At 59.1% G+C, this 24563-nt stretch carries 17 protein-coding genes; 7 read left to right on the forward strand and 10 right to left on the reverse strand.

Annotated features, from left to right (window positions below; translation table 11 throughout):
* Nucleotides 1-11 precede the first annotated feature (11 nt).
* Genes NQH49_RS11040 through NQH49_RS11050 form a run of 3 tightly spaced genes read left to right on the forward strand, consistent with a single transcriptional unit; the run spans nucleotide 12 to nucleotide 3457 of the window.
* A complete protein-coding gene (locus NQH49_RS11040) occupies nucleotides 12-539 on the forward strand; it encodes a sugar dehydrogenase complex small subunit (protein WP_256696640.1) in 528 nt (175 codons plus the stop codon).
* Entirely contained in the window at nucleotides 532-2133 is a 1602-nt protein-coding gene (locus NQH49_RS11045) for a GMC family oxidoreductase (RefSeq protein WP_256696641.1), read from the forward strand. Before NQH49_RS11040 ends, NQH49_RS11045 begins: the two co-directional genes overlap by 8 nt.
* 10 nt (nucleotides 2134-2143) lie before the next feature.
* Complete coding sequence (locus tag NQH49_RS11050; RefSeq protein WP_256696642.1) at nucleotides 2144-3457, forward strand: c-type cytochrome; 1314 nt, start codon at nucleotides 2144-2146, stop codon at nucleotides 3455-3457.
* A gap of 45 nt (nucleotides 3458-3502) precedes the next feature.
* On the opposite strand, the gene flhE is transcribed toward NQH49_RS11050, so the two are convergent.
* The 10 genes from flhE to NQH49_RS11100 all read right to left on the reverse strand — a co-directional run bounded on the left by flhE (nucleotide 3503) and on the right by NQH49_RS11100 (nucleotide 19430).
* Complete coding sequence (gene flhE, locus NQH49_RS11055) at nucleotides 3503-3910, reverse strand: flagellar protein FlhE (protein WP_256696643.1); 408 nt, start codon at nucleotides 3908-3910, stop codon at nucleotides 3503-3505.
* The gene (gene flhA / locus NQH49_RS11060; protein ID WP_008110540.1) at nucleotides 3910-5997 is read right to left on the reverse strand and encodes a flagellar biosynthesis protein FlhA; all 2088 of its coding nucleotides are present in this window, start codon (nucleotides 5995-5997) and stop codon (nucleotides 3910-3912) included. The genes flhE and flhA overlap by 1 nt, the downstream gene beginning before the upstream one ends.
* On the reverse strand, nucleotides 5990-7141 hold the full coding sequence (gene flhB, locus NQH49_RS11065) for a flagellar biosynthesis protein FlhB (RefSeq protein WP_256696644.1): 1152 nt from the start codon (nucleotides 7139-7141) through the stop codon (nucleotides 5990-5992). Before flhB ends, flhA begins: the two co-directional genes overlap by 8 nt.
* Nucleotides 7142-7425: 284 nt before the next feature.
* Nucleotides 7426-8256 carry a uroporphyrinogen-III C-methyltransferase gene (gene cobA / locus NQH49_RS11070; RefSeq protein ID WP_256696645.1) on the reverse strand — a complete coding sequence of 277 codons (831 nt, stop codon included), beginning with the start codon at nucleotides 8254-8256 and terminating at the stop codon, nucleotides 7426-7428.
* A gap of 11 nt (nucleotides 8257-8267) precedes the next feature.
* A complete protein-coding gene (locus NQH49_RS11075; RefSeq protein ID WP_256696646.1) occupies nucleotides 8268-10871 on the reverse strand; it encodes a nitrate reductase in 2604 nt (867 codons plus the stop codon).
* Entirely contained in the window at nucleotides 10868-14935 is a 4068-nt protein-coding gene (nirB, locus tag NQH49_RS11080) for a nitrite reductase large subunit NirB (protein WP_256696647.1), read from the reverse strand. The genes NQH49_RS11075 and nirB overlap by 4 nt, the downstream gene beginning before the upstream one ends.
* A 10-nt stretch (nucleotides 14936-14945) precedes the next feature.
* A complete protein-coding gene (locus NQH49_RS11085) occupies nucleotides 14946-15734 on the reverse strand; it encodes an ABC transporter ATP-binding protein (protein ID WP_256696648.1) in 789 nt (262 codons plus the stop codon).
* Nucleotides 15735-15804: 70 nt separating this feature from the next.
* A complete protein-coding gene (gene ntrB / locus NQH49_RS11090; protein ID WP_256698415.1) occupies nucleotides 15805-16677 on the reverse strand; it encodes a nitrate ABC transporter permease in 873 nt (290 codons plus the stop codon).
* Between the two features lie 11 nt (nucleotides 16678-16688).
* The gene (locus NQH49_RS11095; protein WP_372340025.1) at nucleotides 16689-17945 is read right to left on the reverse strand and encodes a CmpA/NrtA family ABC transporter substrate-binding protein; all 1257 of its coding nucleotides are present in this window, start codon (nucleotides 17943-17945) and stop codon (nucleotides 16689-16691) included.
* Between the two features lie 264 nt (nucleotides 17946-18209).
* Complete coding sequence (locus NQH49_RS11100) at nucleotides 18210-19430, reverse strand: nitrate regulatory protein (protein WP_256696649.1); 1221 nt, start codon at nucleotides 19428-19430, stop codon at nucleotides 18210-18212.
* Between the two features lie 484 nt (nucleotides 19431-19914).
* On the opposite strand from NQH49_RS11100, the gene NQH49_RS11105 reads away from it, so the two are divergent.
* The 4 genes from NQH49_RS11105 (at nucleotide 19915) to tagF (ending at nucleotide 24534) form a co-directional block, all read left to right on the forward strand.
* Entirely contained in the window at nucleotides 19915-20409 is a 495-nt protein-coding gene (locus tag NQH49_RS11105) for an SH3 domain-containing protein (protein WP_154156458.1), read from the forward strand.
* Between the two features lie 84 nt (nucleotides 20410-20493).
* A complete protein-coding gene (gene icmH / locus NQH49_RS11110) occupies nucleotides 20494-21708 on the forward strand; it encodes a type IVB secretion system protein IcmH/DotU (protein WP_256696650.1) in 1215 nt (404 codons plus the stop codon).
* The gene (tssM, locus tag NQH49_RS11115) at nucleotides 21708-23822 is read left to right on the forward strand and encodes a type VI secretion system membrane subunit TssM (RefSeq protein WP_256698417.1); all 2115 of its coding nucleotides are present in this window, start codon (nucleotides 21708-21710) and stop codon (nucleotides 23820-23822) included. The genes icmH and tssM overlap by 1 nt, the downstream gene beginning before the upstream one ends.
* Before the next feature lie 13 nt (nucleotides 23823-23835).
* On the forward strand, nucleotides 23836-24534 hold the full coding sequence (tagF, locus tag NQH49_RS11120) for a type VI secretion system-associated protein TagF (protein ID WP_008107694.1): 699 nt from the start codon (nucleotides 23836-23838) through the stop codon (nucleotides 24532-24534).
* Nucleotides 24535-24563 lie beyond the last annotated feature (29 nt).

Below are 24563 nucleotides of genomic sequence, written 5' to 3' on the forward strand. Positions count from 1 at the left end.
CGGGAATTTCCATGATGACTCTTTCACGCCGCCGGTTGCTGACCGGCACGGCGAGCCTGCTGGTGGCTGGCGTCCTGACGCAGGCGCTTCCCGGCAGCCGGGCTCTCGCCTCGCCGCCGCTGGCCGCCGCAGTCGCGCCTTCTGCCAGTTTCACTGCGATTTCTGCCCGATTAACCGGACTGGACCAGCCGGATGCCCTGCTGGCGCAGCGCCTCTACAGCTGGCTGCACGACCACTTCCCGCAGCTGGATAGCCAGCTCGATACGTTCAACGCGCTGCTGCAACAGCAACCCGCCGCCAACGGCAGCAGCCTGCTGGCGCTGCTGAATACGCAGCCTAAAACCCTTAACGATCTTTATCAGGCGCTGGTTTCCGGCTGGTATCTCGGCGTTGTTGGCCCGCTGCCGCGCCCGCAATGCATCGCTTTTGAGAATATCGTCAGCTATCAGCTGCTGCGCGATTCCCTGTTACCGCCGAGCTACGCGCCGGGGCAACCTAACTTCTGGACGCAGCCGCCGGCAAGGAGAGCACATGTCTGATTCATTAAGCGCCGATGTGGTGGTGATTGGCGCTGGGATTGCCGGTTCACTGGCAGCGTTAAAGATGGCCAAAGCCGGCGCATCGGTATTGATGCTGGAGTCCGGCCCGGAGATTAAACGCGATCAGGCGGTGGAGTATTTCCGCAACTCGCCGTTTAAGGGCGACTTCACCGAACCTTATCCGCCGCAGCCGTGGGCACCGCAGCCGAAATTCATTCCCAGCGATAACAATTACCTGATCCAGAAAGGCCCGGATCCCTATCGCGCCCAATATCTGCGCGGCACCGGCGGCACCACATGGCACTGGGCTGGACAAGCGTTCCGCCTGTTGCCGAACGATATGCGCATTCAGTCGCTGTACGGCATTGGCCGCGACTGGCCGATCAGCTATGACGAGCTGGAACCTTATTATTGCGACGCCGAATACCAGATGGGTGTTTCCGGCGACAGCGATCTGGATTCGCCGCGTTCACGCCCTTATCCGCTGCCGGGCATTCCGCTGCCGTACGGCTTCGATCGTCTGAAGCAGCGACTCGGTCCGCTGGGTTATGAGGTCGGCATTGGCCCGCAGGCGCGCAACAGCATCGCCTATGACGGTCGCCCGGCCTGCTGCGGCAACAATAACTGCATGCCGGTTTGCCCGATTGACGCGCAGTATCACGGCGGTATCGCCGCACGTAAAGCGCTGGATGCCGGTGTGAAAATCGTTACCAACGCAGTGGTGTTTCGCATTGAGGCCGACGACAAAGGCACCATTCAGGCGGTGCACTATCTCGATCAGAACAAAGCGCGCCATCGCGTGACCGGTAAACAGTTTGTCCTCACCGCCAACGGCATCGAAAGCCCGAAAATCCTGCTGCTCTCCACCAGCGATCGCTACCCGAACGGCATCGCCAACAGTTCCGGCATGGTGGGCCGCAACCTGATGGATCATCCAGGATCGTCAGTGGAGTTCTACGCCGATGAGCCGGTGTGGTTTGGCCGTGGGCCAATGCGTCCCGGCAGCATCAACAATATGCGCGACGGCGCTTTCCGTGGTGAGCGCTCGGCGCTGCGTATCGATCTCGCCAACACCTCGCCGGTGCGCTATCTCACCGAACGACTGGTGCGTCAGGGCTATTACGGCAAGGCGCTGAACGACAAACTGGCCTTCCAGGCCGAGCGCTTTGTCCAGCTGAAGTGTTTGCTGGAGATGCTGCCGGAACCGCAAAACCGCGTCACGCTGAGCAAAACCGAGAAGGATGCCTGGGGCATTCCCCGCCTTGAGGTTTACTACAGCTTCCCGGAATACGTGCATCGCGGCTATGACCAGTCGATGATCGACTTTCAGCGCATGGCGAAAGAGATGGGCGGAACGGAAGCGGTTTACAGCAAGCGCGGCGTTTACGACAACAACCAGCACATCACCGGCACCATGATCATGGGCAGCAATCCGCAGGATTCGGTGGTGGACGGTCACTGCCGTACTCACGATCACCCGAACCTGTTTATCGCCGGTACCGGCATTATGCCATCGGCCTCGACGGTTAACTCAACGCTGACCGGCACCGCGCTGGCGCTGCGTATGGCCGATAGCGTTCTGGCAAGCTTGTAAGGAGCACCCGATGAAACCTGTATTTATTCAGGCCGCTATCGCGGTGGTCCTGATGCAGTGCGCCATGGCGCAGGCGGCGGACAATGCCGCCCAGATTAAGCGCGGCGAATATCTGGCGCGCGCCGGTGACTGTACCGCCTGTCACACCGCGACCAACGGCCCGCTGTTTGGCGGCGGCTTTGCGGTCAGTACGCCTTTTGGCCAGATCTGGGGCAGCAATATCTCCTCCGATAAGCAGTACGGTATTGGCAGCTGGAGCGACGATCAGTTCGTGGCCGCAGTGCGCGACGGCATTGGCAAAAACGGCGAGCAGCTCTATCCGGCAATGCCGTATGACTCCTTCACTAAAATGAAGCGCGACGATGTGCTGGCCATCAAAGCCTATCTGCTGTCGATGCCGCCGGTGCATCAGGCTTCACCGCAAACCGACCTGCCGTTCCCGTTCAACCAACGCTGGGGCATGCGCTTCTGGAAGTGGTTCAACTTCGATAAGGGCGAATTGCAGACCGATACGCAGCAGAGCGCGCAGTGGAATAATGGTCGTTACCTGGTTGAAGCGCTGGCGCACTGCGGCACCTGTCATACGCCACGTAATCTGACCATGGGCATGGACAACGATAAAGCACTGGCGGGCGGCGATCTCGGCGGCTGGATGGCGTTCAACATTACGCCAGATAAGCAGGCAGGCATCGGTGACTGGAGCCAGCAGCAGCTAGTGACCTATCTGAAAACCGGGTTTGTTGCCAATAAAGCCAGCGCCTCTGGTCCGATGGCCGAAGCGATTGAGCACAGCCTGCAATATCTGCCGGAGAGTGATTTGCAGGACATCGCCACCTATCTGCGCAGCGTCAAGCCGCAGCCGGACGCGCAGCAAACCCGTGCGCGCGACAGTTGGGGACAACCTTCCACCGCGTTGATTGCACTGCGCGGTGCCGATGATGCGACCCGCAACGCCCAGCCCGGCGCGGTCGTGTTTGCCGGTAACTGTGCCAGCTGTCATGGCGCGGAAGGTGCGGGATCGGGCAGCGGTTTCCATGCCTATCCGTCACTGTTCCATCACACCAGCACCGGCGCGGCAGATGCGCTGAACGTGGTATCGGTGATCCTCAACGGCGTTCATCGCCATATGACCGAGGGCGAAGTCTTTATGCCGGCCTTTGCGCCGGAACTGAGTGACCAACAGGTGGCGGATGTCAGTAACTTTGTGACCCAGCAGTTTGGTAATCCGGCGGCGGCCAAGGTGGATGCGAAGCAGGTGAAAGAATTAAGAGAGGATGCAAAACTGGCTTCACCACCGATTTACGGTCAGGGAGATAAGCCTTAATTAACGTATTCGGCGGTGCAGGACGCGCCGCCGATGTAACACGCGTTACTGGTAATTCACCGTCACTTCACTGCTCACCACGCGCAAGCCCGGCGGCAATGCGCCCTTCCCCTGAAAGCCAAACGCCAGATGCAGCGTCTCTTCCGCCGCAACGTTGGCTAAGCCACGCGTACTGCCGCTAGCACCTTCAATCTCGACACAACGATCGCCCGCGCACAAACGTACCTGCAAACCCGAAGGCGCAGGACGGCTGAGCTGATAACGCCAGTTCACCAGCGAGATGTTACCCGGCGCGCTGGAGGGCGCGCGCAGCGCTGGCGTCATCAGCCAGTTACCGCGTACGCCCATGCTCGGGCCGCTGGCGCTGGCGCTCCAGGCACCGCTGGCCGCATCGACAGCGAGCGGCAGCGCCATCATCGGCAACATCATCAATGCCCAGCACCAGCGACGCATTACTTGCCTCCAATGGTGGCGGTCATACGGATTTGACGGTTGTCGGTCAGCTCCATATTCGACAGCACAATCAGCTGCGGCAGGTTGCGGCGCAGGAAACGCGCCAGCAGCGCACGCAGCGGATGATTGACCAGCAGCACCGGCGGCGCGCCCGCCATCTCTTGCTGCTGCAGTGCACCTTGCGCCTGCACCAGTAAGCGATCCGCCAGACCCGGCTCAAGGCCGCCGCCACCCTGCAGCGCCTGCAGCAGCAGACGTTCCAGCGTAGCGTCGAGGCCAATCACCTGCACTTCGCCGTTGCCAGGGAACCACTGTTGGGTAATCGCCCGTCCCAGCGCCACACGTACCACGCTGGTCAGCTCTTGCGGATCGTTCTGCACCGGCGCATGTTCCGCCAGGGTTTCAATAATGGTGCGCATATCGCGAATCGAGACGCGCTCGGTCAGCAGGTTTTGCAGCACTTTGTGCAGCGTGGTCAGGGTAATGACGCCTGGCACCAGATCTTCGGTCAGCTTCGGCATCTCCTGCGTGACGCGATCCAACAGCTGCTGCGCTTCCTGACGGCCAAACAGCTCGCTGGCGTATTGTCCAATCAGGTGATTGAGGTGCGTCGCCACCACGGTGCTGGCTTCGACCACGGTAAAGCCCTGAATCTGCGCCTGCTCTTTCAGGGCGCTGTCGATCCAGATCGCCGCCAGACCAAAGGCCGGATCGACGGTCGGCTCGCCCGGCAGCGAACCGGCGGCGGTGCCCGGGTTGATCGCCATCCAGCGGCCAGGATAGGCATCGCCGCTGCCAATTTCCACGCCTTTCATCAGGATGCGATAACGCGCGGGCGGCAGCTCCATGTTGTCACGGATATGCACCACCGGCGGCAGGAAGCCGACCTCCTGCGCCACCTTCTTACGAATACTGCGGATACGCCCCAGCAGTTCGCCGTTTTGCAGGTGATCGACCATCGGAATCAGGCGATAACCCACTTCCATGCCGAGTGAATCTTCCAGCTGCACATCGGTCCACGACGCTTCCACGGTGGCCGGCGTTTCCTGGGTTTTCACCAGGCTTGAGGCTTCGGTTGGTTTCTTCGGCTGCATTTCGCGTCCGCGTAACCACCAGGCCAAACCCAGCAGCGCAGCGGTAAACAGCAGGAACACCAGGTTTGGCATACCCGGCACCAGGCCAAGCAAACCAATCACGCCGCCACTCAGCATCAGTACGCGCGGGTTCTTGAACAGCTGGGTCACCATCTGCTCGCCGACATCCTGATCGGTGCCCACGCGCGTCACGATGACACCCGCCGCGGTGGAGATCACTAGCGCCGGGATCTGCGCCACCAGGCCGTCACCGATGGTTAACAGCGTGTAGGTTTCGCCCGCATGGCCGAGATCCATGCCGTGCTGCACCACGCCGACCAACAGGCCGCCGATGATGTTGATCACCATGATCAGGATACCCGCGATGGCGTCACCACGAACAAACTTACTCGCACCGTCCATCGAGCCGTAGAAATCGGCTTCCTGCGTCACTTCCGTACGGCGCTGTTTGGCTTCCTGTTCGCCAATTAAACCGGCGTTGAGGTCGGCATCGATCGCCATCTGCTTACCTGGCATACCATCCAGCACAAAACGCGCGCCGACTTCGGCGATACGTCCCGCACCCTTGGTGATAACCATAAAGTTGATGATGACGAGGATGATGAACACCACGATACCGATGGCGAAGTTACCGCCAACGAGGAAGTGACCAAAGGCTTCCACCACGCGTCCGGCGGCATCGGCACCGGTATGGCCTTCCAGCAGAATGATACGGGTTGAGGCGACGTTCAGCGCCAGACGCAGCAGCGTCGAGAACAGCAGAATGGTCGGGAATGCGGCGAACTCCAGCGTGCGCTGGGTGAACATCGCCACCAGCAGCACCATGATTGACAGCGCAATGTTGAAGGTGAACAGCAGGTCAAGAATGAATGCGGGTAACGGCAGCACCATCATCGACAGGATCAACATGATCAGTACCGGTCCCGCCAGCACCTGCCATTGCGTGTCTTTAAAGTTGCCCGGTAAACGCAGCTTCTCGGCTAAATTAGCCATCGTTAGTGTTCTCTCCTGCAAAGTCCATGTCTGCCGGAACCGGCAGGTTTTTTGGTTTGTTTGGAATCAGGCCGCCTTCGCGCTTCCAGCGTCGCAGCTGCCAAACCCAGGCCAGCACTTCTGCCACCGCACCATACAGCGCGCCGGGGATGAACTGACCAATTTCTGTGTGTCGATACAACGCACGCGCCAGCGGCGGTGCTTCGAGAATCGGGATACGGTGCTCTTTGGCGAGCTCACGAATCTTTAGTGCGATATCGCCGGCGCCTTTGGCAATCACTTTCGGCGCACTCATCTTGCCTTCCTGATACTTCAGCGCCACCGAGTAGTGCGTTGGGTTAGTGACGATGACATCGGCTTTCGGCACATCGGCCATCATGCGACGACGGGCGGCGGCGCGCATCGCCTGACGAATGCGCCCTTTGACGTGCGGATCGCCTTCGTTCTGTTTGTGTTCGTCACGAATTTCCTGGCGCGTCATCTTCAGCTTTTTGAAGTAGCTATAAAGCTGCCAGAACACGTCAAAGCCGACCATCGGGAACAGGCCGAGCATGATCAGCCCGCAGCAGGCGGCGATCATTGATAAACCATGATGCAGCGCGTTGATGGGCGATTCGCTCATCAAACGCAGCATCTCTTGCCAGTGGCTCCAGATGTACCAACCGGCGACGATGCCCACCAACACCGCTTTCATAATCGATTTCACCAGCTCAGCGGCGGTTTGACCAGAGAACATGCGGCCGATACCGGTGAGCGGGTTAAGTTTTTTGAGATCGAACTTGATGGATTTACCGCTGAAGTTAAGGCCGCCCAGCGCCATCGGTCCGGCAATTGCCACCACCACTAAGCCACCCATCAGCGGCAGCAGCGCGATCACCGCCTGCTTAATCAGGCTGCCGATATGACCGATGATGACTTTGTCATCGCTGACCATGCCATGGTCAAAACGAAAACCGGTGGCGACCATGCTTGCCAGACGCTCCGCCATGCTGTTGCCGCCAATCCACAGGATCAGCAATCCAATCAACAGCATCATCACTGAAGTCAGCTCGCGCGAACGCGGAATCTGCCCCTCTTCACGCGCTTTTTCAAGTCGGTGGGGCGTGGGCGATTCTGTTTTGTCCTCGTTACTCTCTTCAGCCACGACATACCTCAGCTGGCAGGAATTCTGAGCATAGAATGCCAAAACCCCGTCAGGCTAAAGCGCGGATTAAAGGGGGGAAATGTGAGCTTATTTAGCCATAAGTGAAATTGTGGGCTGATGGGTCGCCATAAATGACGAAACGCCGCTCAGTTAAGCATTAGTTTGCATATGTATGCAGGTGCGCATGAATGCAGGTGCGCATGAATGCACACCCTACGAAAAGCGCGCTAATCCTTTGTAGGGTCGCCATTTATGGTGACCGAAAGATGCTTAACTGACGTGCATTACGCCATAAATGGCGCCGCGACCTTACTCGAATGTGCGTTAATGCTGACCGGATGGCGATAAAAGCGCACCACGTCACCAATCAACAATAACGCCGGTGATTGTGCTTGTTGCACCTCAACGGTATGTGCCAGCTCAGCCAGTGTAGTGATCATCACCCGCTGATCGGCGCGCGTGCCGTTCTCAATAATGGCTACCGGCGTCTGCGCGCTGCGGCCCTGCGCCTGCAGCTGTGCGCTGATGCTGGCACTCCATTTCAGCCCCATATAAAACACCAGCGTCTGGTTGTCGGCGGCGAGGCTAGCATCATCCAGCTGCGGTTCACCGCTTTTGCCGTGACCGGTAATGAACCGCAGCGACTGTGCGCAATCACGGTGCGTGAGCGGAATGCCGCTGGCTGCCGCGCATCCGGCGGCGGCGGTAATACCCGGCACGATCTGGCAGGTGATTCCCGCCTGTTGTAGATAGAGCATCTCTTCACCGCCGCGCCCGAAAATAAAGGGATCGCCACCTTTGAGCCGCACCACTTGCCGCCCGCTGCGGGCTAAATCCACCAGCAGCTGATTAATTTGCGCCTGCTTCAAACCGTGGCTGCCGGGCTTCTTGCCGACATCAATCGCCAGCGTCTCCGGCGGCACTTCCGCCATGATCGCCTCGCTCACCAACCGGTCATACACCACCACATCGGCGCTGTTGATCAGCCGCCATGCTTTTAAGGTGAGCAGTTCTACGTCCCCCGGCCCGGCCCCAACCAGCCAGACGCCACCTTGCGCTTGTTCGCCGTCACGCGGATTAAACAGCTTGTCGAGGGATTCACTGGCTTGAGTCATGATGTTTTCCGTTACTGCGCCACGCGCAGAGATGAGAGCAGTTGTTTGAGCTCCGGAATACAGGAGCCGCAGTTGGTGCCGCATTTCAACACCGCGCCAAGCGCCGCCGGGGAATCACAGCCCTCGGCGATAGCCCGGCGAATCGCCACTTCTCCGACGCCAAAGCAGCTGCAAAGGGTTCGTCCGTGGCTGCCACCCTGCGTTGGTCGTCCACCTAACAGCGCATGTCGCTGCTGCGGCGAATCGGGCGGCTGGCTGAAGGCCTGCGCGATAAAGGGGTGATCGATTTCTGGCAGCCAGGGCGCGGCATAAAAGGCACATGCCAACTTGTCCTCGCGCCAGCCAAGCCAGTGCAATTGCTGTCCTGCCTGCGCCTGCTGCCATTGCAATGCGGACATGCCGGGCAGTTGCATCAGCCATTCTCCAGCATGAGCGTTGCCCGCCAGCACATAGCGCTGTACGCCGGGCTGCGGCGCACGCGACCAGTAGAGTAACGCAGGCGGCGTGATGATGTCCGGCAGCCACAGCCAGCCTTGCCACGTCGGACGCAGGGGTTGCAAACGCACCACTGTTTGTTTCAACGCTGGCTGAGCGGAATCGGGACAACAGGTGGCCGCGACTAATCCATCGACGTTGGCCTGCCCGCTGAACTGCCTTGTCCAGTGCATCGGCACAAAGAGTTGCCCACGCTGCAGGCCGCTGTCGAGGGTCACGCGTCCGCTGTACCAGCCCAGCACCGACTGCACGCGCGTCACATCGCCGTGGCGCAAGCCGTGGGCCGCCGCATCCAGCGGGTTTAGCGCGACAAAGGGTTCATCGTAATGCTGCATCAGGCGCGACACGTTGCCGGTGCGCGTCATGGTGTGCCACTGATCGCGGATGCGGCCGGTGTTCATCAGCAGCGGATAATCATTGGTCGTGAGGGTTTTAATCGGCATCGCGGGCGGCAGCAGACGCGCTTTGCCATCGGCATGGTAAAAGCGGCGATCGGCAAACAGCTGCGCGGTGCCGTTGGGTGACGCGGCAGTGATCGGCCACTGCACCGGCGCTAACTGGTCATATTGCTCACGAGTGATGGTTGCCAGCGCGCTGATATCAAAGGCGCGCGTGCCGTGATTCTCAAAACCGGACAGCGCGGCATGCTCGGCGAAAATCTCGCATGGATGCTGCCAGGCAAAGGCCGCGCCAAAACCGAGCCGCTGCGCCACCTGCGCCAGCAGCCACCAATCTGCTTTGGCCTCACCGGCTGGCGCGGTAAAACTGCGCTGACGTGAGATACGCCGCTCCGAGTTAGTCACGGTGCCGTTTTTCTCACCCCACGCCTGCGCCGGAAGTAGCACGTCAGCAAACTGTGCCGTGTCGCTGTGGGCGCTGACTTCCGACACCACCACCAGCTCGCAATTCGCCAGCGCCTGCGCCACGCGGTTACCTTCCGGCATCGAAACGGCGGGATTGGTACCCATGATCCACACCGCCTTGACGTCGCCGCGTTCGATGGCGTTGAACAGATTTACCGCCGTCAGTCCCGGCTGCTGCGCAACACGATCGCTCCCCCAAAAGCGCGCAACACGATCAACCTCTGCTGCGCTAAAGCCCATGTGCGCCGCCAGTTGATTGGCTAAGCCGCCCACTTCACGGCCGCCCATGGCGTTGGGCTGTCCGGTAAGCGAAAACGGTCCGCAGCCCGCACGGCCGATTTTGCCGCTCAGCAGATGCGCATTGAGGATGGCGTTGTTGTTATCGCTGCCGGTTTGTGACTGATTGATGCCCATGCACCACAGCGTCAGCACGCGCGGTTGCGCGGCGAACAGCTGCCAGAACCCCACAATCTCATGCTCACTCAGCTGGCAAGCAGCGGCGACCGCCGCCACATCCCACGCCTCACAGGCCGCTAAGGTCGCCTCCACATTGGCCAGATGTGGCAACATGCTGGTATCAATACCCGCATTGCGCGCCAGCCAGTTCAGCAGCCCGGCAAACAGCGCGCTATCGGATCCCGGTTGCAGCGCCAGATGCAGGTCAGCAAGGTCACCGCTGGCCGTACGACGCGGATCGATCACCACCAGCTGCATCTCTGGGCGTTCGGCTTTGGCTTGCACCAGCCGCTGCCACGCCACCGGATGCGCCCATGCTGCATTGGAGCCGACCAACACCACGACATCAGCCTGTTCAAGATCGTCATAGCAGCACGGCACCGCATCGGCACCGAAAGCGCGTTTGTAACCCACCACCGCCGACGCCATACACAGCCGTGAATTGGTATCGATGTTGGCAGCGCCGATAAAGCCCTTCATCAGCTTATTGGCGGTGTAATAATCCTCCGTCAGCAGTTGACCGGAGCCGTAAAAGGCCACCGCCTGCGGGCCATGTTGATCGATGATGCGCCGGAAACCCGCTGCCACATGGTCCAATGCGGCATCGATACTGACGCGCTGACCATCAATCTGCGGCCAGAGCAAACGACCGTCATGCGTCAGGGTCTCGCCCAGCGCCGAACCCTTAACGCATAGCCGACCGAAATTAGCCGGATGCTGGCGGTCGCCGCTTACCGGCACATCCAGGGCTTTCACCTCCACGCCACAGCCAACGCCGCAGTACGGACAGGTGGTTTTCATGAGGCCGCCGCCAGCGCAATAATCGGCTGAGGGCCGAGCCACACTTTGCCGCCCTCCACGCGCACCGGCCAGCAGCGCAGTTGATGGTCTGCGTTATCGAGGCTTTGTCCGTCGCGCAGCCGCACGCGCTGCTTGTAGAGCGGTGATATCACCACCGGCTCGCCCGCTACATCGCCGAGAATACCACGCGACAGCACGCTGGCTTGCGTGCCGGGCTCAATATCTTCCAGCGCATAAATCGCCTCGCCCAAGCGGAACAAGGCCACACGCTGGCCGCCCAGCCGCGCACCCATACCCGCAGACGGCGGGATAGCGTCGACAGGGCAAATGGCACTCCAGGGTTCTGCCGGCAACGTGGTGACCGGAATGCTGTCTGCTGTCGCTGGCTGACGCTGACCGCGCACCTGCACATAGTTGAGCGTCTCGTCGGGCTGCGCGCTGTTCACGGTGGCGGTAAACAAGGCGCGACGCGAAGGATCCTGCAGCGTGCTGTGCCATTCGCACTGATAGCGATCCACTACGCGCTGCATCTCCTGCTCCAGTTGCGCGGCCATGCCAAGTGAATCCTCGATCACCACCTGACGCAGATAGTCGAGTCCACCTTCCATGTTATCCATCCACACGCTGGTGCGCTGCAGACGATCGGCGGTGCGGATATAGAACATCAAAATACGGTCAACGTAGCGCAGCAGGGTTTCATCATCAAGATCGCTGGCAAACAGATCGGCATGACGCGGTTTCATCCCGCCGTTGCCGCAGACATACAGGTTCCAGCCTTTTTCCGTGGCGATTACGCCAATGTCCTTGCTCTGCGCTTCGGCGCATTCACGCGTGCAGCCGGAAACCGCCATTTTAATTTTGTGCGGTGCGCGCAGCCCTTTGTAGCGATTCTCTAATGCGATGGCAAATGCGGTGGAATCCTGCACGCCGTAGCGGCACCAGGTTGAACCAACGCAGGATTTTACCGTGCGCAGCGATTTGCCATAAGCGTGACCGGTTTCGAAACCCGCCGCGATTAAGTGTTCCCAGATATCCGGTAGCTGATCGAGCCGCGCACCGAACAGATCGATGCGCTGACCCCCGGTGATTTTGGTGTAGAGATCGTAACGGGCGGCTACTTCACCAATCGCAATTAACCCTTGCGGCGTAATTTCACCGGCTGGCACACGCGGTACCACCGAATAGGTGCCATCTTTCTGGATGTTGGCGAAGTAGCGATCGTTGGTATCCTGCAGCGGCAGATGTTCGGGCTTCAGTAAGTAGTCATTCCAGCATGATGCCAGCAATGATCCCACCAGCGGCTTGCACACTTCACAGCCCTGTCCGCGCCCGTTGAGCTGCAATAGCTGCTCGAAGGTGGTGATGTTGCCGACGCGGATCAGGTGATACAGCTCCTGACGTGAGTAGGCAAAGTGCTCGCAGAGATCCTTCTTCACTTCCACGCCCTGGCTGGCGAGCTGGAACTCCATCACCTGTTTGACTAATGCGCTACACCCACCGCAGCCGGTCGCCGCTTTGGTGCAGCTTTTGATCGCCGCCATGTCACCGCAGCCGCCCTGCACCGCGCCGCAAATGTCCGCCTTGCTGACGTTATGGCACGAGCAGATTTGCGCGCTGTCTGGCAACGCGGCGACGCCCGGCGCTTTAGCCGGCGCTCCCGCTAACTGAGGCAATATGAGGCTCTCTGGCTCTTCCGGTAGCGGTAACTGATTTAGCATCATCTGCAGCAGGCTGGCGTAATCTGCGCTATCGCCCACCAGCACGCCGCCAAGCAGCGTTTTGCGATTTTTGCACACCACCAGTTTTTTGTAGATGCCCTTTGGATTATCGATCCACTGATAGCTTTGGCTGTCAGCGGTACGCCCGTGCGCATCGCCAAAAGAGGCCACTTCCACGCCGAGCAACTTCAGTTTCGTGCTCATGTCGGCACCGCTGAACGCCAGCTCTTCCTGCGCCAGCTGCGCCGCCAGTACGCGCGCCATTTGATACCCCGGCGCAACCAAACCGAAAATTTGCCCTTGCCACAGCGCGCATTCGCCAATCGCATAGACATCTGCGGCGCTGGTGGCGCAAGCGTCGTTGATCAGAATGCCACCGCGTTCGCCCAGTTGCAGTCCAGCGGCGCGCGCCAGTGCATCGCGCGGACGGATGCCGGCTGAAAATACCAGCAGGTCCGTTGCCAGCAGGCTGCCATCGGCAAAACGTAGTTGCAGGCTGCCATCCGGCAGGCTTTCAATCGCTTCAGTTTGCTTGCTGGTATGAACTTGTACGCCCAGTGCGCTGATTTTGCCGCGCAGCATCTGCGCGCCGCCGTCATCCAACTGCACCGCCATCAGACGCGGCGCGAACTCCACCACATGGGTTTCCAGACCGAGCTGTTTCAATGCGTTGGCGGCTTCCAGTCCGAGCAGCCCGCCTCCAATCACCACTCCGCGCGTCGCCTTTCGGGCACAGTCAGCAATCGCATCCAGATCGGCCAGTGTGCGGTATACAAAACAACGCGCATGATCGTGGCCGGGAACCGGCGGTACAAACGGCACCGAGCCGGTCGCCAGCACCAGTTTATCCCAGCTCAATTCCGCGCCGCTGGTATCACGCAGGCTGCGTTTTGCACTGTCAATTGCCAGCACTTCACAACCGCTGCGCAGTTCGATGCCGTGTTGCTGGAAGAAGTTATCGCTGACCAGTGACAAATCGCCCGCACTTTTGCCGTTGAAGTATTCGGTAAGGTGCACGCGATCGTAGGCCATCTGCGGCTCATCGCCGTATACCACGATGTGATAGTGCTGATGCAGTTCACGACTCACCAGCTGTTCGAGAAAATGGTGGCTGACCATGCCGTGTCCAACCACGGCGAGAAGAGGTTTGCTCATCATCTGGCTTCCTGCAGCGCTTGGCTGCGTTGTGTTGTCGTCAAGACCGAACAGCGCGTTAATGCCCACCTGCGCGGCCTGTTGAAGTTGCGGTAGCAGCGTGCCTGCCGCCTGGCTGTCGCCAAACATCAGCACGCCGCGCAGTGCGCCATCGCGCAAAAACAGACGGCGATAGTGCTGGTGCAGCGGGTCAAAGCTGCTGATGGCGTCGCCTTCGCGGATATCGCCCGCACTGAACATCTCTATGCCGCTGACTTTCAGCCGCGTACCGTTTTCCTGGTAGTGAAAGTCGGCCACGGGTTCACCCGCCAGTTGTGCTGCCAGTACGGCGGCCTGCGCCAGGCAAGGCGCAATCAAGCCAAAGGTTTCGCCGCTGATTTCGCAGCACTCGCCGAGCGCATACACATGCGGTAGCGCGGTCTGCAGTTGACGGTTAACCAGAATGCCGCGCTGGCAAGGCACGCCCGCCGCCTGCGCCAACGCGATCTCCGGCTGCACGCCGATGGCGATCACCACCTGTTCCGCCGCGATAATCGCGCCGTCGCTGAGCGTGACGCTTTCCGCGTCAATGGCCTGCAAAGAGACGCCGAGCCGACAGCGAATACCGCGCTGTGTCAGATGCTGCTGCAAAAGCGCACCCGCTTTGGCATCCAGCTGGCGATCAAGCAGCCACGGGCGATGATGCAGCAGCGTGACGTCACGTCCACGCTGACGCAGCGCTGCTGCGGCTTCCACACCAATAAATCCTCCGCCCAGCACCACCACCGGACCTTGCTGCGTTAGCATGGTTTCCACGTCTCGCACCGTGCGAAAACCCTGCACCTGTGGGCGATGGATGCCGGGCATTTCCGGCATGCGCGGCCTCGAACCGCAGGCGAACACCAGCTTGTCCCAGTGCAGTCTGCGCTGGTCGGTTTGTACTGTGCGCGCAGGGATATCCACCTGCAGCGCCTCTTCACCCATCAGCAGTTGCACTTGATGTGCCGCATACCATTCGGGCGCGTGGAGCACCGTGTCAGCAAAGGCTTTTTCGCCCGCCAGCACCGGCGACAGCAGCACCCGGTTATAATTGCCGTGCGGCTCACGGCCAATCACCGTGATGGCGTAGCGACCCGGCGCACGTTGCAGCAAGGTTTCCACCATGCGCATCGCCGCCATGCCGTTACCGATCACTACCAGTCGCTGCACCATGGTTGTCCCCTTACGCCACAGCCGTTTGCTTTTCATACAGGAAATGCAGAATCCGTTGGCGCAGCTGGTGATAACGCGGCTCGTCGGCCAGCGCTACCCGTGAACGTGGACGCGGCAGGTCGATGTTGAGGATGTCACCGACCTGCGCGGCGGGGCCGTTGGTCATCATCAGCACGCGATCTGACAGCAACACCGCCTCATCGACATCGTGCGTAATCAGCACGATGGTGGTGTTGAGCTCCTGCTGGATGCGCATCACGCTGTCTTGCAGATGAGCGCGCGTCAGTGCATCCAGCGCGCCGAACGGTTCATCCAGCAGCAGCACACGCGGCTGCATGGCCAGCGCCCGCGCAATACCGACACGCTGCTTCATGCCGCCGGAGATCTCCGACGGACGCTTATGCAGCGCGTGACTCATCTGCACGCGATTGAGGTTGTGTTCGATCCACTCGCTCATCTCACTTTTGCTCATCTTTCCTTTGAACACTTGCTGCACCGCCAGCTCCACGTTTTGGTAGGCGGTCAGCCACGGCAACAACGAATGGTTCTGGAACACCACCGCACGCTCTGGACCGGGACCGCTGATTTCGCGGTTGTCACATAGCAACACGCCGCTACTCGGCTGTGTTAGGCCGGCGATCAGATTGAGAAGCGTAGACTTTCCGCAGCCGGAGTGACCAATCAGGCTGAGGGTTTCACCTTCCTGGATATCAAAACTGACGTTATCAAGGGCGAGGAACTCGCCGCCTGCGGTATTGAAGCGCTGGCTCATCTGCTGTACGCGAATAATTGGATTCATTTTTCAATTCCCGGTGATTCTGAGTTTTCGGTCGCCATAAATGGCAACCCTACAAAGGCGTCGGATGCCCTTATTTTTCCCAGCTAAAGCGGCGTGCCAGTAGCATCAGCGCCTGTTCGAGCAGTAACCCGACCACGCCGATCACCACGATGGCGATCAGGATGTTTTCCACATTGAGGTTGTTCCACTCGTTCCAGATCCAGAAACCGATACCGAGCCCACCGGTGAGCATTTCTGCGGCGACAATCACCAGCCACGCGATGCCCATCGACAAACGCATGCCGGTTAACACCGCGGGCAGCACCGCCGGGAACAGAATGCGGCGCATCACTGTCCACTCATTGAGCCGCAGCACGCGCGCCACATTGAGATAATCCTGCGGAATTCGCTGTACGCCTTCGGCGGTGTTGATCACCATCGGCCAGATGGAGCAGATGAAAATGGTCCAGCTTGAGGCCGGTTCAGCGCGCTGGAACAGCAGCAGGCCAATCGGTAACCAGGCAAGCGGACTGACCGGACGCAGCAACACGATGATCGGGTTGAGCATGTGCGCGATAAAGGTAAAACGGCCAATCAGGAATCCGGCGGGAACGCCCACCAGTGCCGCCAGACTAAAGCCGATTGCCACCCGCTGCAGCGAAGCGACCACGTTCCAGCCGATGCCCTGATCGTTAGGCCCGTTGTTGTAAAACGGATCGGCAAACAGCGTGACGGCGGCTTGCCAGGTGGCGTACGGCGTGGGGAAGCCTTTGCTCGACATTGAGGCCAGTTGCCAGATAAACAGCAGCAAAATCAGGCCACAACTGGCGGGGATTAGCCGCTGCAGCAGAGGACGGAGCCAGCGTTGACTTCGACGCGGTGCGGGCGTCACCTTGAGCGCAATCACCTGCGCGGGTTGCGCGGCGATCGGCGCGGCATCTAGCGTGCGTGCTTCAGATTTCATCATGACCTCACTTAACTGCGTTTAAGGGCAAAACTGTCGGCATAAGCGGCGGGATTGCTGCCGTCCCACACCTTGCCGTCGAACAGCGTGCTGCTGCGCATCTCGCCGGCTGGGACGCTGATGCCGCCCACCGCGCTGGCGGCCTGTTTGTAGATATCAATTCGGTTGATCTGACGTGCCACTGCTGCGTAATCAGGCGCGGTTTGCACCATGCCCCAGCGCTTCATCTGCGTCAGGAACCACATGCCGTCAGAAATCCACGGGAAGCTCACTTCACCGTCGCGGAAAAAGCGCATACCGTGCGCGTCCTGCCAGCGCTGACCGAGCCCGTTTTCGTACTGACCGAGCATGCGCCCTTCCAGCGTTTCCACTTTGGTGTTGATCCACGCGCGCCCGGCCAGCACCTGCGCGGTCTCTTTGCGGTTAGCGTCGGAGGCATCGATCCAGCGCGCGGCGTCCAGCACGGCGGCGGTCAGCGCGCGGGCGGTATTCGGGTTCTCTTGTACCCAGGCGGCGCGCGTGGCGAGAATTTTTTCCGGATGATCCGGCCAGATTTGCTGCGTGGTCGCGGCGGTAAAACCGATGTTGTCGCTGATGGCGCGCTGATTCCACGGCTCGCCAACGCAGAAGCCACTCATGTTGCCCATCTTCATGTTCATCACCATTTGCGGTGGCGGGACCACCACGGTGCGCACATCCTCAAACGGGTCGATTCCAGCGTTGGCCAGCCAGTAATAGAGCCACATGGCGTGCGTACTGGTTGGGAAGGTATGCGCGAAGGTCAAGCTGCCTTTCGCTTGACTGGCGATTAACTTTTGCAGGCCGGCCGCATCGGTGACTTTCTGATCTTTAAGCTGATTCGCCAGTGTGATGGCCTGCCCGTTGTTGTTGAGCGTCATCAGGTTAGCCATCTCATGCTGAGGCCCGGCAATGCCCAAATGCAGACCATAAATCATGCCGTACAACGCGTGCGCGGCGTCCAACTCACCAGCGGTGAGTTTGTCGCGCACTGCCGCCCAGCTGGCTTCTTTACTCGGTTGCAGCGTCAGGCCATATTTTTTATCGAAGCCTTTTACTGAGGCCATCACCACAGGCGCGCAGTCGGTGAGCGGAATAAAGCCGACGCGAATGTTGCTCTTTTCGGGCGCATCGGAACCGGCAGCCCACACCGCATTGCGTAATCCCGGCAGTAAATAGCTGCCACCGACCACCGCGCTGCCCAGGAGAAATTGACGTCGTGACACCGTGAACCGCGTTTTGCTCATCATGCGCATCCCTAAAAAAAAAAGAATAAAAAAAGGCGTCCTCCCGCATGTCGCAAAAACATGGGGCCGGACGCCTTTATCCAAAGCACTCGCTTCACCGCCGTTGGCGAAACAAATGCGCAATGTCTGTAAGGTAATGCAAAGCCTGTGCCAAAAATATCAGGCCGTTTTATCAAGCCTGGCGCTACAAATGCGCGGAGGGTGCGTCATTTTTGCACTGCGCTGACGCACCCTACGCACAGGGTTTGTGCAGCTACCTCCTTCGGGTTATGCCCTGAGCGTGGCGGCAACCGCCAGCACTGCCTGGGCAATTTCCAGCACCCGTTTGTTCTGGTTCATGGCGCTTTTACGCAGCGCCTGCCACGCATCCTGCTCGCTGAAACCGTGCTGCTGCATCAACCAGCTTTTCGCCTGATCGATAATTTTGCGTTCATCCAGTGAAGCGCGCATCGAGGCGAGTTCATCAGCCTGCGTCTGCAGACGCTGCGACTGCTCACGGATCAACGCCAGCACCGAACGCCCGAGTTGGGGCGCAAGGCCATTGCTGTCCAGCGTGGTTTCAGCGCCTGACAACCAGCTGGCACCCGCGACATAGAGCGAAAAACTGGCCTCTTCTCCGATGGCAATCGGCGGATGTTCGCTGTGCTGGGCAGCCGCAATCGCACACTGACAGCGGTGCATCAGCGTCGCGCACAGCGTATCTTCGATCTGTTTCATCTGATCGAGACGCGAGCTGAGCAGACTAAACCACTGCAACACGCCATTTTCACCGCACTGTGCGCCGGTGCAGGCGATGCGTCTTAGCCGCTCAATCTGGCTGCTGGCATCGGCTATCGCCTGCCAGCGTTGCAGATTTTCCGCATCACAAAATTGGCTGAAGGTCGCAAAGCTTTGCTCCTGCGCAGCGATTAGCACTTGGATGCGCTGCCGTTGCGTCTCGGTAAATGCACCGGCAGCGAAGCCCGCCGATCCGGTGGCGCGCTCCTGTCCGGCCAGCTCTTTGCCTTGCATAAAGCTAAATAGCGCGATTAATGCACGCGAGATGTCCGGCTCACTGGCGGTGTCCGCCGCTTCAAAGACCAGATTCAGTAAGGTGCAGATGATGTGATTAAACGCCTCCATCGCCTGCGCCTGCGTCACGGTGCGGCTGTGTACTTGCTGACGCAGCGCCGGTAGTCCGTCCAGCGCCTGAAGCGCAGTCGCGATCAACATGCAAAATCGGCTATAGCCGGGTTGCGCCTCTGCTTCTGGCAGCACCGCCATCGCACTCTGCTCACGCAATTCAACCTCGGCCGCGCGCTGTGCCAACTCTTCGCCAAACAATTGACCAGCTGAGCACAGCCAAATATTGCTGGCTCCACGTTCACGCTGCAGCACATGGATCAATTCACTGATGGCGGTAATCTGTTCGCCGGTTCGCAACAGCCGTTGCAAACTGGCTATTTCGCTGGCACGGCTGGCACGCAGATAGTTCAAAGCCCGATTCATTGTTTTCTCCAGCGGTTTAGCGGAGTAAACCGAGAATTAAGCAAAAGCCATGCCGTGCTGCGGGTAAAAGTGGCAGAATTGAGCCCGGAAATTCCGAAATTACGAAAATTGTTTCGTTGGGCAATCTTTTTTACTTATCATAAATAGATTAATCTTATTTACCATTTTCGTTTGGCACTAACAGTGACCAAATGTCGTTGCGCATCCGCGCATCGCTAACTGCGACAAATAAATTAACTAAGCTTATCTATCACCGTGACTATGTGTTTTATATCATCGGCCTGCGCTGCTTTTTCGCCCGCTAGCATGGGATTTCTCATGGTGCAATGGTTTGAATTCTCAAAAGTCTTAGGTAGACTTAGTTCAGCACTATCTTTCTGTAATCTGACTGTTTTTTTGATGGCTTTCTCGCTGCCTAATCTGCCTGCCTTAAAGGCTCGTGCCGCAGATTACTCTGCAGCTAATCTGATGAAATTTGAGGATCATGGTGAATAAGAGTCTCGTGCTTGTGTTGCTGGCGGTGTTAAGTTTGGCTGCGTGTAAAGCGCCACCGCCACCCGTCACTGATGACACGCTGGTAACCAGTGAAGTGAATGGCGTCCAACTGGTTCATCGTCATGCGGTGGCAGCACCTGGCGAATTCACGCCGGTCAATGAGAGTTATCGCGCGCTCTATGCGGCATCCGTGATGACCACGCCTGATTTTGGTGGCAAGGTAGTGCGCTATCTTGATAACGCCAAACCGTTTGAAGTGCTGGGCCGCGTTGAACACAGCTGGCTGGCGGTGGCCGATGAGCCTAACGGCCAGTTAATTGGCTATATTCCGCCGAAAGCGGGCGTAGAGAGTAGCCGTTATGACGCGACCATTCGCAGCGATCGCCCGCGTCCTCGCCGCAACAGCAAACAGGTCTGTGTGGCCGTTGGGGGCGCCAGTAAAGCTTGTCGCACTAACGATACCGCGACCTGGATTTTAGATTGATAATGCAATCCGGCGCACAATGCCCGCAGCAGCTTTCGCCGTGCGGGCTGTGATTTTCGCCCTTGCCTGGATAACCAAGATTTAATGACTCAGGATTCCCTTGCTCGCGATGGCATTGTCGCGGGCAATGATAACCTTTTGCTTAATGCCGCAGCACCTATCCTGAATGCCGTGGTACGTATACGGCAGGCCGCTACGCATGACGATCCTGCCGGATTGCGCCAATTACTGATCGAAGAGATCCGCCAATTCGAACAGCGCTGCAAACAAGCGGGCTTACCTTTTGAGATGATCATTGGTGCGCGCTACTGCCTGTGCAGCGTGCTGGACGAAGCGGCGGCACAAACGCCGTGGGGCACGCGCGGCGTGTGGTCCGGTAACGGCATGCTGGTCACTTTTCATAATGAAAGCTGGGGCGGCGAGAAAGTGTTCCAGCTGTTATCGCGCGTTTCACAGAGCCCGCAGCAGCATTTGTGGCTGCTGGAACTGATCCACTATTGCCTGTTGCTCGGCTATGAAGGTCGCTATCGCGGCAGTGACAGCGGTCGCGCGCAATGTGAAGCGATCCGCAAACGCCTGGCACAACTGATTAATGAGCATCGCCCGTCGAGCGCCAATCCCGCTGCACCGCTGGTGGAAGTGCATCCGCTGGTTAGCACCCTGACGCGTCCAATGGTGCCGCTCTGGGCATGCGTTACCTTAGCCACGCTGGTGGCGAGCTTGATTTACAGCGGCCTGAACTGGCGACTCGGCAACGCCGCCGAACCATTGTTGCGCACCATCTATCAAACCCCGCTGCCACAAATCACGCCAGGCCGTCGTCCTACTTCCCCTCAAGCGCTGCTCGATCTGCATCAACGTCTCAATGATGTGATTGCCGCCGGACAGCTGGAAGTGAGCGATGGCGCGTTCGGCAGCAAAGTGATTATCCCCGCTGACAAACTGTTCTCCAACGACGGCACGGTGGTGAATCAGGTCGGTCGTGCGCTGCTGGCGCATGTGGCCAGTGCGATGAAAACCGTGAAAGGCACGGTTTTGGTGTCGGTGTATACCGACAACAGCCCGGTCGATGGCCGTTTCGCCTCCAGCTACGAATTCTCCTCTGCCCGCGCACGTGCCATCACGCAGTTGCTCAATCCGCAACTCGCCGAAGGTCACAGTGTGAAAGCGGAAGGTCGCGGCGACAGCAATCCGCTGCTGCCGAACGACAGCAATGAAAACCGCGCCCGCAACCGTCGGGTGGAAATCACCCTGTTTGTGACACCGGAAACCCTCGGCAATCATCAGGGAGGCCAATGATGCGCGCATCACTGCAACATCTGTTAACCCATCGCCTGCTGTGGAGCCTGATTGGCGTTACGGCACTGAGCTGCGTGCTGTGGATGCTCGGACCGCTGTGGAGCTGGGGCGATACGCGCCCGCTCGAGCCAGTGTTGCCGCGCCAGTTAGCGGTCGGTCTGCTTTATCTGCTCTGGCTGCTGTTCCAGTTTATCCCTGCACTGTGGCGCGGCTGGTTTAACAGCAAGCTGCTCAACCGTTTGCAGCAGATGAGTCAGGAAGAGTTATCCGATCGTCAGGCCACCGAAACCCTGCTGGCGCAGCGCTTCAGTGAAGCGGCGCTGCGTTTAAAGCGTACCCAGTTTGGTCGTCGCCATCAGCAGAGCTGGCTGGCACATTTTCAAAGTCATTACCTTTATCAACTGCCGTGGTACGTGATGATTGGCGCGCCGGGCGCCGGTAAAACCACTGCGTTACTCAATGCAGGCCTGGAATTCCCGCTCACCGACAGCCTCGGTAAAGCAGCGATTCGCGGCGTGGGCGGCACGCGCCATTGCGACTGGTGGTTTACCGATAGCGCGGTACTCATCGATACCGCCGGGCGTTACGCCCTGCAGGAGAGCCAGCGCGCGCGCGACGGCGCGGAGTGGCAGAGTTTTATCAATCTGCTGAAGCGCTATCGTACCCGCCAGCCGATTAACGGCGTGATCATGACCATCAGCGTCTCCGATCTGCTCACCGATTCAGCCGAAGCGCGTCATGCGCAGGCCAGCGCGCTGCGTGAGCGCATGGCGGAGCTGCATCAGCACACCGGCATTCACTTCCCGGTTTACGTGATGGTGACCAAAACCGACCTGCTGAAAGGATTTATGAGTTTCTACGGCAGCCAAAGCAAGCCGCAGCGCGATGCGATTTGGGGCTTTACCTTCCCGTGGGAACCGGGCAAACCGCACAAAGATGACTGGCATCGTAGCTTCAGCCAGCAATATCAGCACTTAGAGCAGCGTTTACAGCAGCAGTTGGCCGAGGTGATGGCAAGCGAACGCGATCTCACCCAGCGCGCCGACAGCTTCCTGTTCCCGCAAGAGTTCAGCTCGCTGCGTCCGCTGCTGAATGAGTATCTCGATGTGGTGTTCTCCAGCCATCAGGAGCCGATCGCCTGGTCGGCGCGCGGTCTGTTCTTCACCAGCGGCACGCAGGAAGGTTTACCGTTTGACCGCATCATGGGCGAGCTGAACCGCAAACTTCAGCTGCCGCACACCGGCGAAAGCAGCCTCGCGGCCTGGGATAGCGTTAATCGCAGCAGCCCCATTCCCGGCAACAAAGGACAGAGTTTCTTTATCCGCGATTTGTTGAGCGATTTGGTGTTCCGCGAAAGCGGTCTGGCGGGCAGCAATCGCCATTGGGAATACCGCAACCGCCTGTTCCATTGGATTGGTTATGGCGTGCTGACCGGCGCGCTGCTGCTGCTCTCCTGTTTGTGGCTCACCAGCTATATTCAAAATCAGCGTTATCTCGATCAGGTTGCAGAGCGGATTGGCCCAATCGCCACGCAAAGTCAGCAGGTGATCCATCAGCCCGCCGATAATATTTTTGATCTGCTACCCTTCTTAAACAACCTGGTGAAACTGCCGCTCTCCGAGCGTTTTTCCCTCGACAATCCACCGCTTACCATGCGCGTTGGGCTGTATCGCGGCAACCAGGTCAGCGATGCGGCGTGGGCGCTTTATCAAAATGCGCTTAAGTCTTTACTGTTACCGCGCGTGGCACAGCAGATCACCAATTTGCTGCGTGACGATCCGGGCACCAATAACGAATACAGTCGCAATGCGCTGCGCGCTTATCAAATGCTGTATCAGCCGCGCAATTATGACGGCGAGTTCCTGCGTGGCTGGCTGATGCAAAACCTGCAGCGCACGCTACCGGATGATGTCAGCGCGCGTGATTTGCAGCAGCTCGACTGGCATCTGAGCCAGCTGCTGGATCAACAAATTCAGTCTTCGCCCTATGCGCGTGACAACGCGTTGATGATGCGCAAGCTTGCGGAGAATCTGAAAAATGCCGGTGACAGCAGCAACACGCTGGCGATTGCGCCGCACGTCGTTTCGCAGCGATTGACCAGACACAGTGAGTAATGGTGAGGTAATCATGCCGACACACACTGCGCCGGGCTGGTACGGCAAGTTACCGGCTACCGGCGATTTTTTGCGCCAGCGTCTGAGCGAAAATACCGTGACGCCGTGGAGCCACTGGTTTCAACAGGGATTGACGCACTGGCATCAGCAACCGGATGCCAGTCCAGCACAGTTTTTACGTGCGCCGGTGTGGAATTTTGTGTTACCGCTTTCGCCGCTGCGTCAGCAGGTGCAGATGGGCTGCCTGCTGCCCTCGTGCGATCGCGTGGGCCGCAGCTGGCCACTGTTGGCGCTGCGCAGCTTCCCGCTGAGCCGCTGGCACAGCGCGCAGCTGGCCATGTCCGGCGACTGGTTTCAGGAGCTGGGCGCGCTGCTGCTGCACGCGGTGCGCGATCGGCTCAATCCCGATGCGCTGGAGCAGCAGATGCAGCGTCTGTCGCCGCTGCTGGTGCCGGATACGCAGCGCAGCGACATCATGGATGTGATTGGTTTTGATGATTTGCCCTGCACGCTGAGCTGGCGTGAAGTGGCTGACAGGTTCGATCCGCAGCAGCACATGAGCTACTGGTGGAGTAATCGCAGTGACGGTTTCAGCCATGCCACGCATAAACACAGTGGCCCGCTGACTGCGCAACTTTTTTCATTATTGTTTAACCCGGCGTCTGGTGCACAGCCGGGCCGCAACGGCCTCTATCCACCGATGTTTGAATAGGCCGTGGCGTTTGCCTTGTTAACGGGATG

This window comes from Pantoea trifolii (assembly GCF_024506435.1).
Taxonomy (GTDB): Bacteria; Pseudomonadota; Gammaproteobacteria; order Enterobacterales; family Enterobacteriaceae; genus Pantoea; species Pantoea trifolii.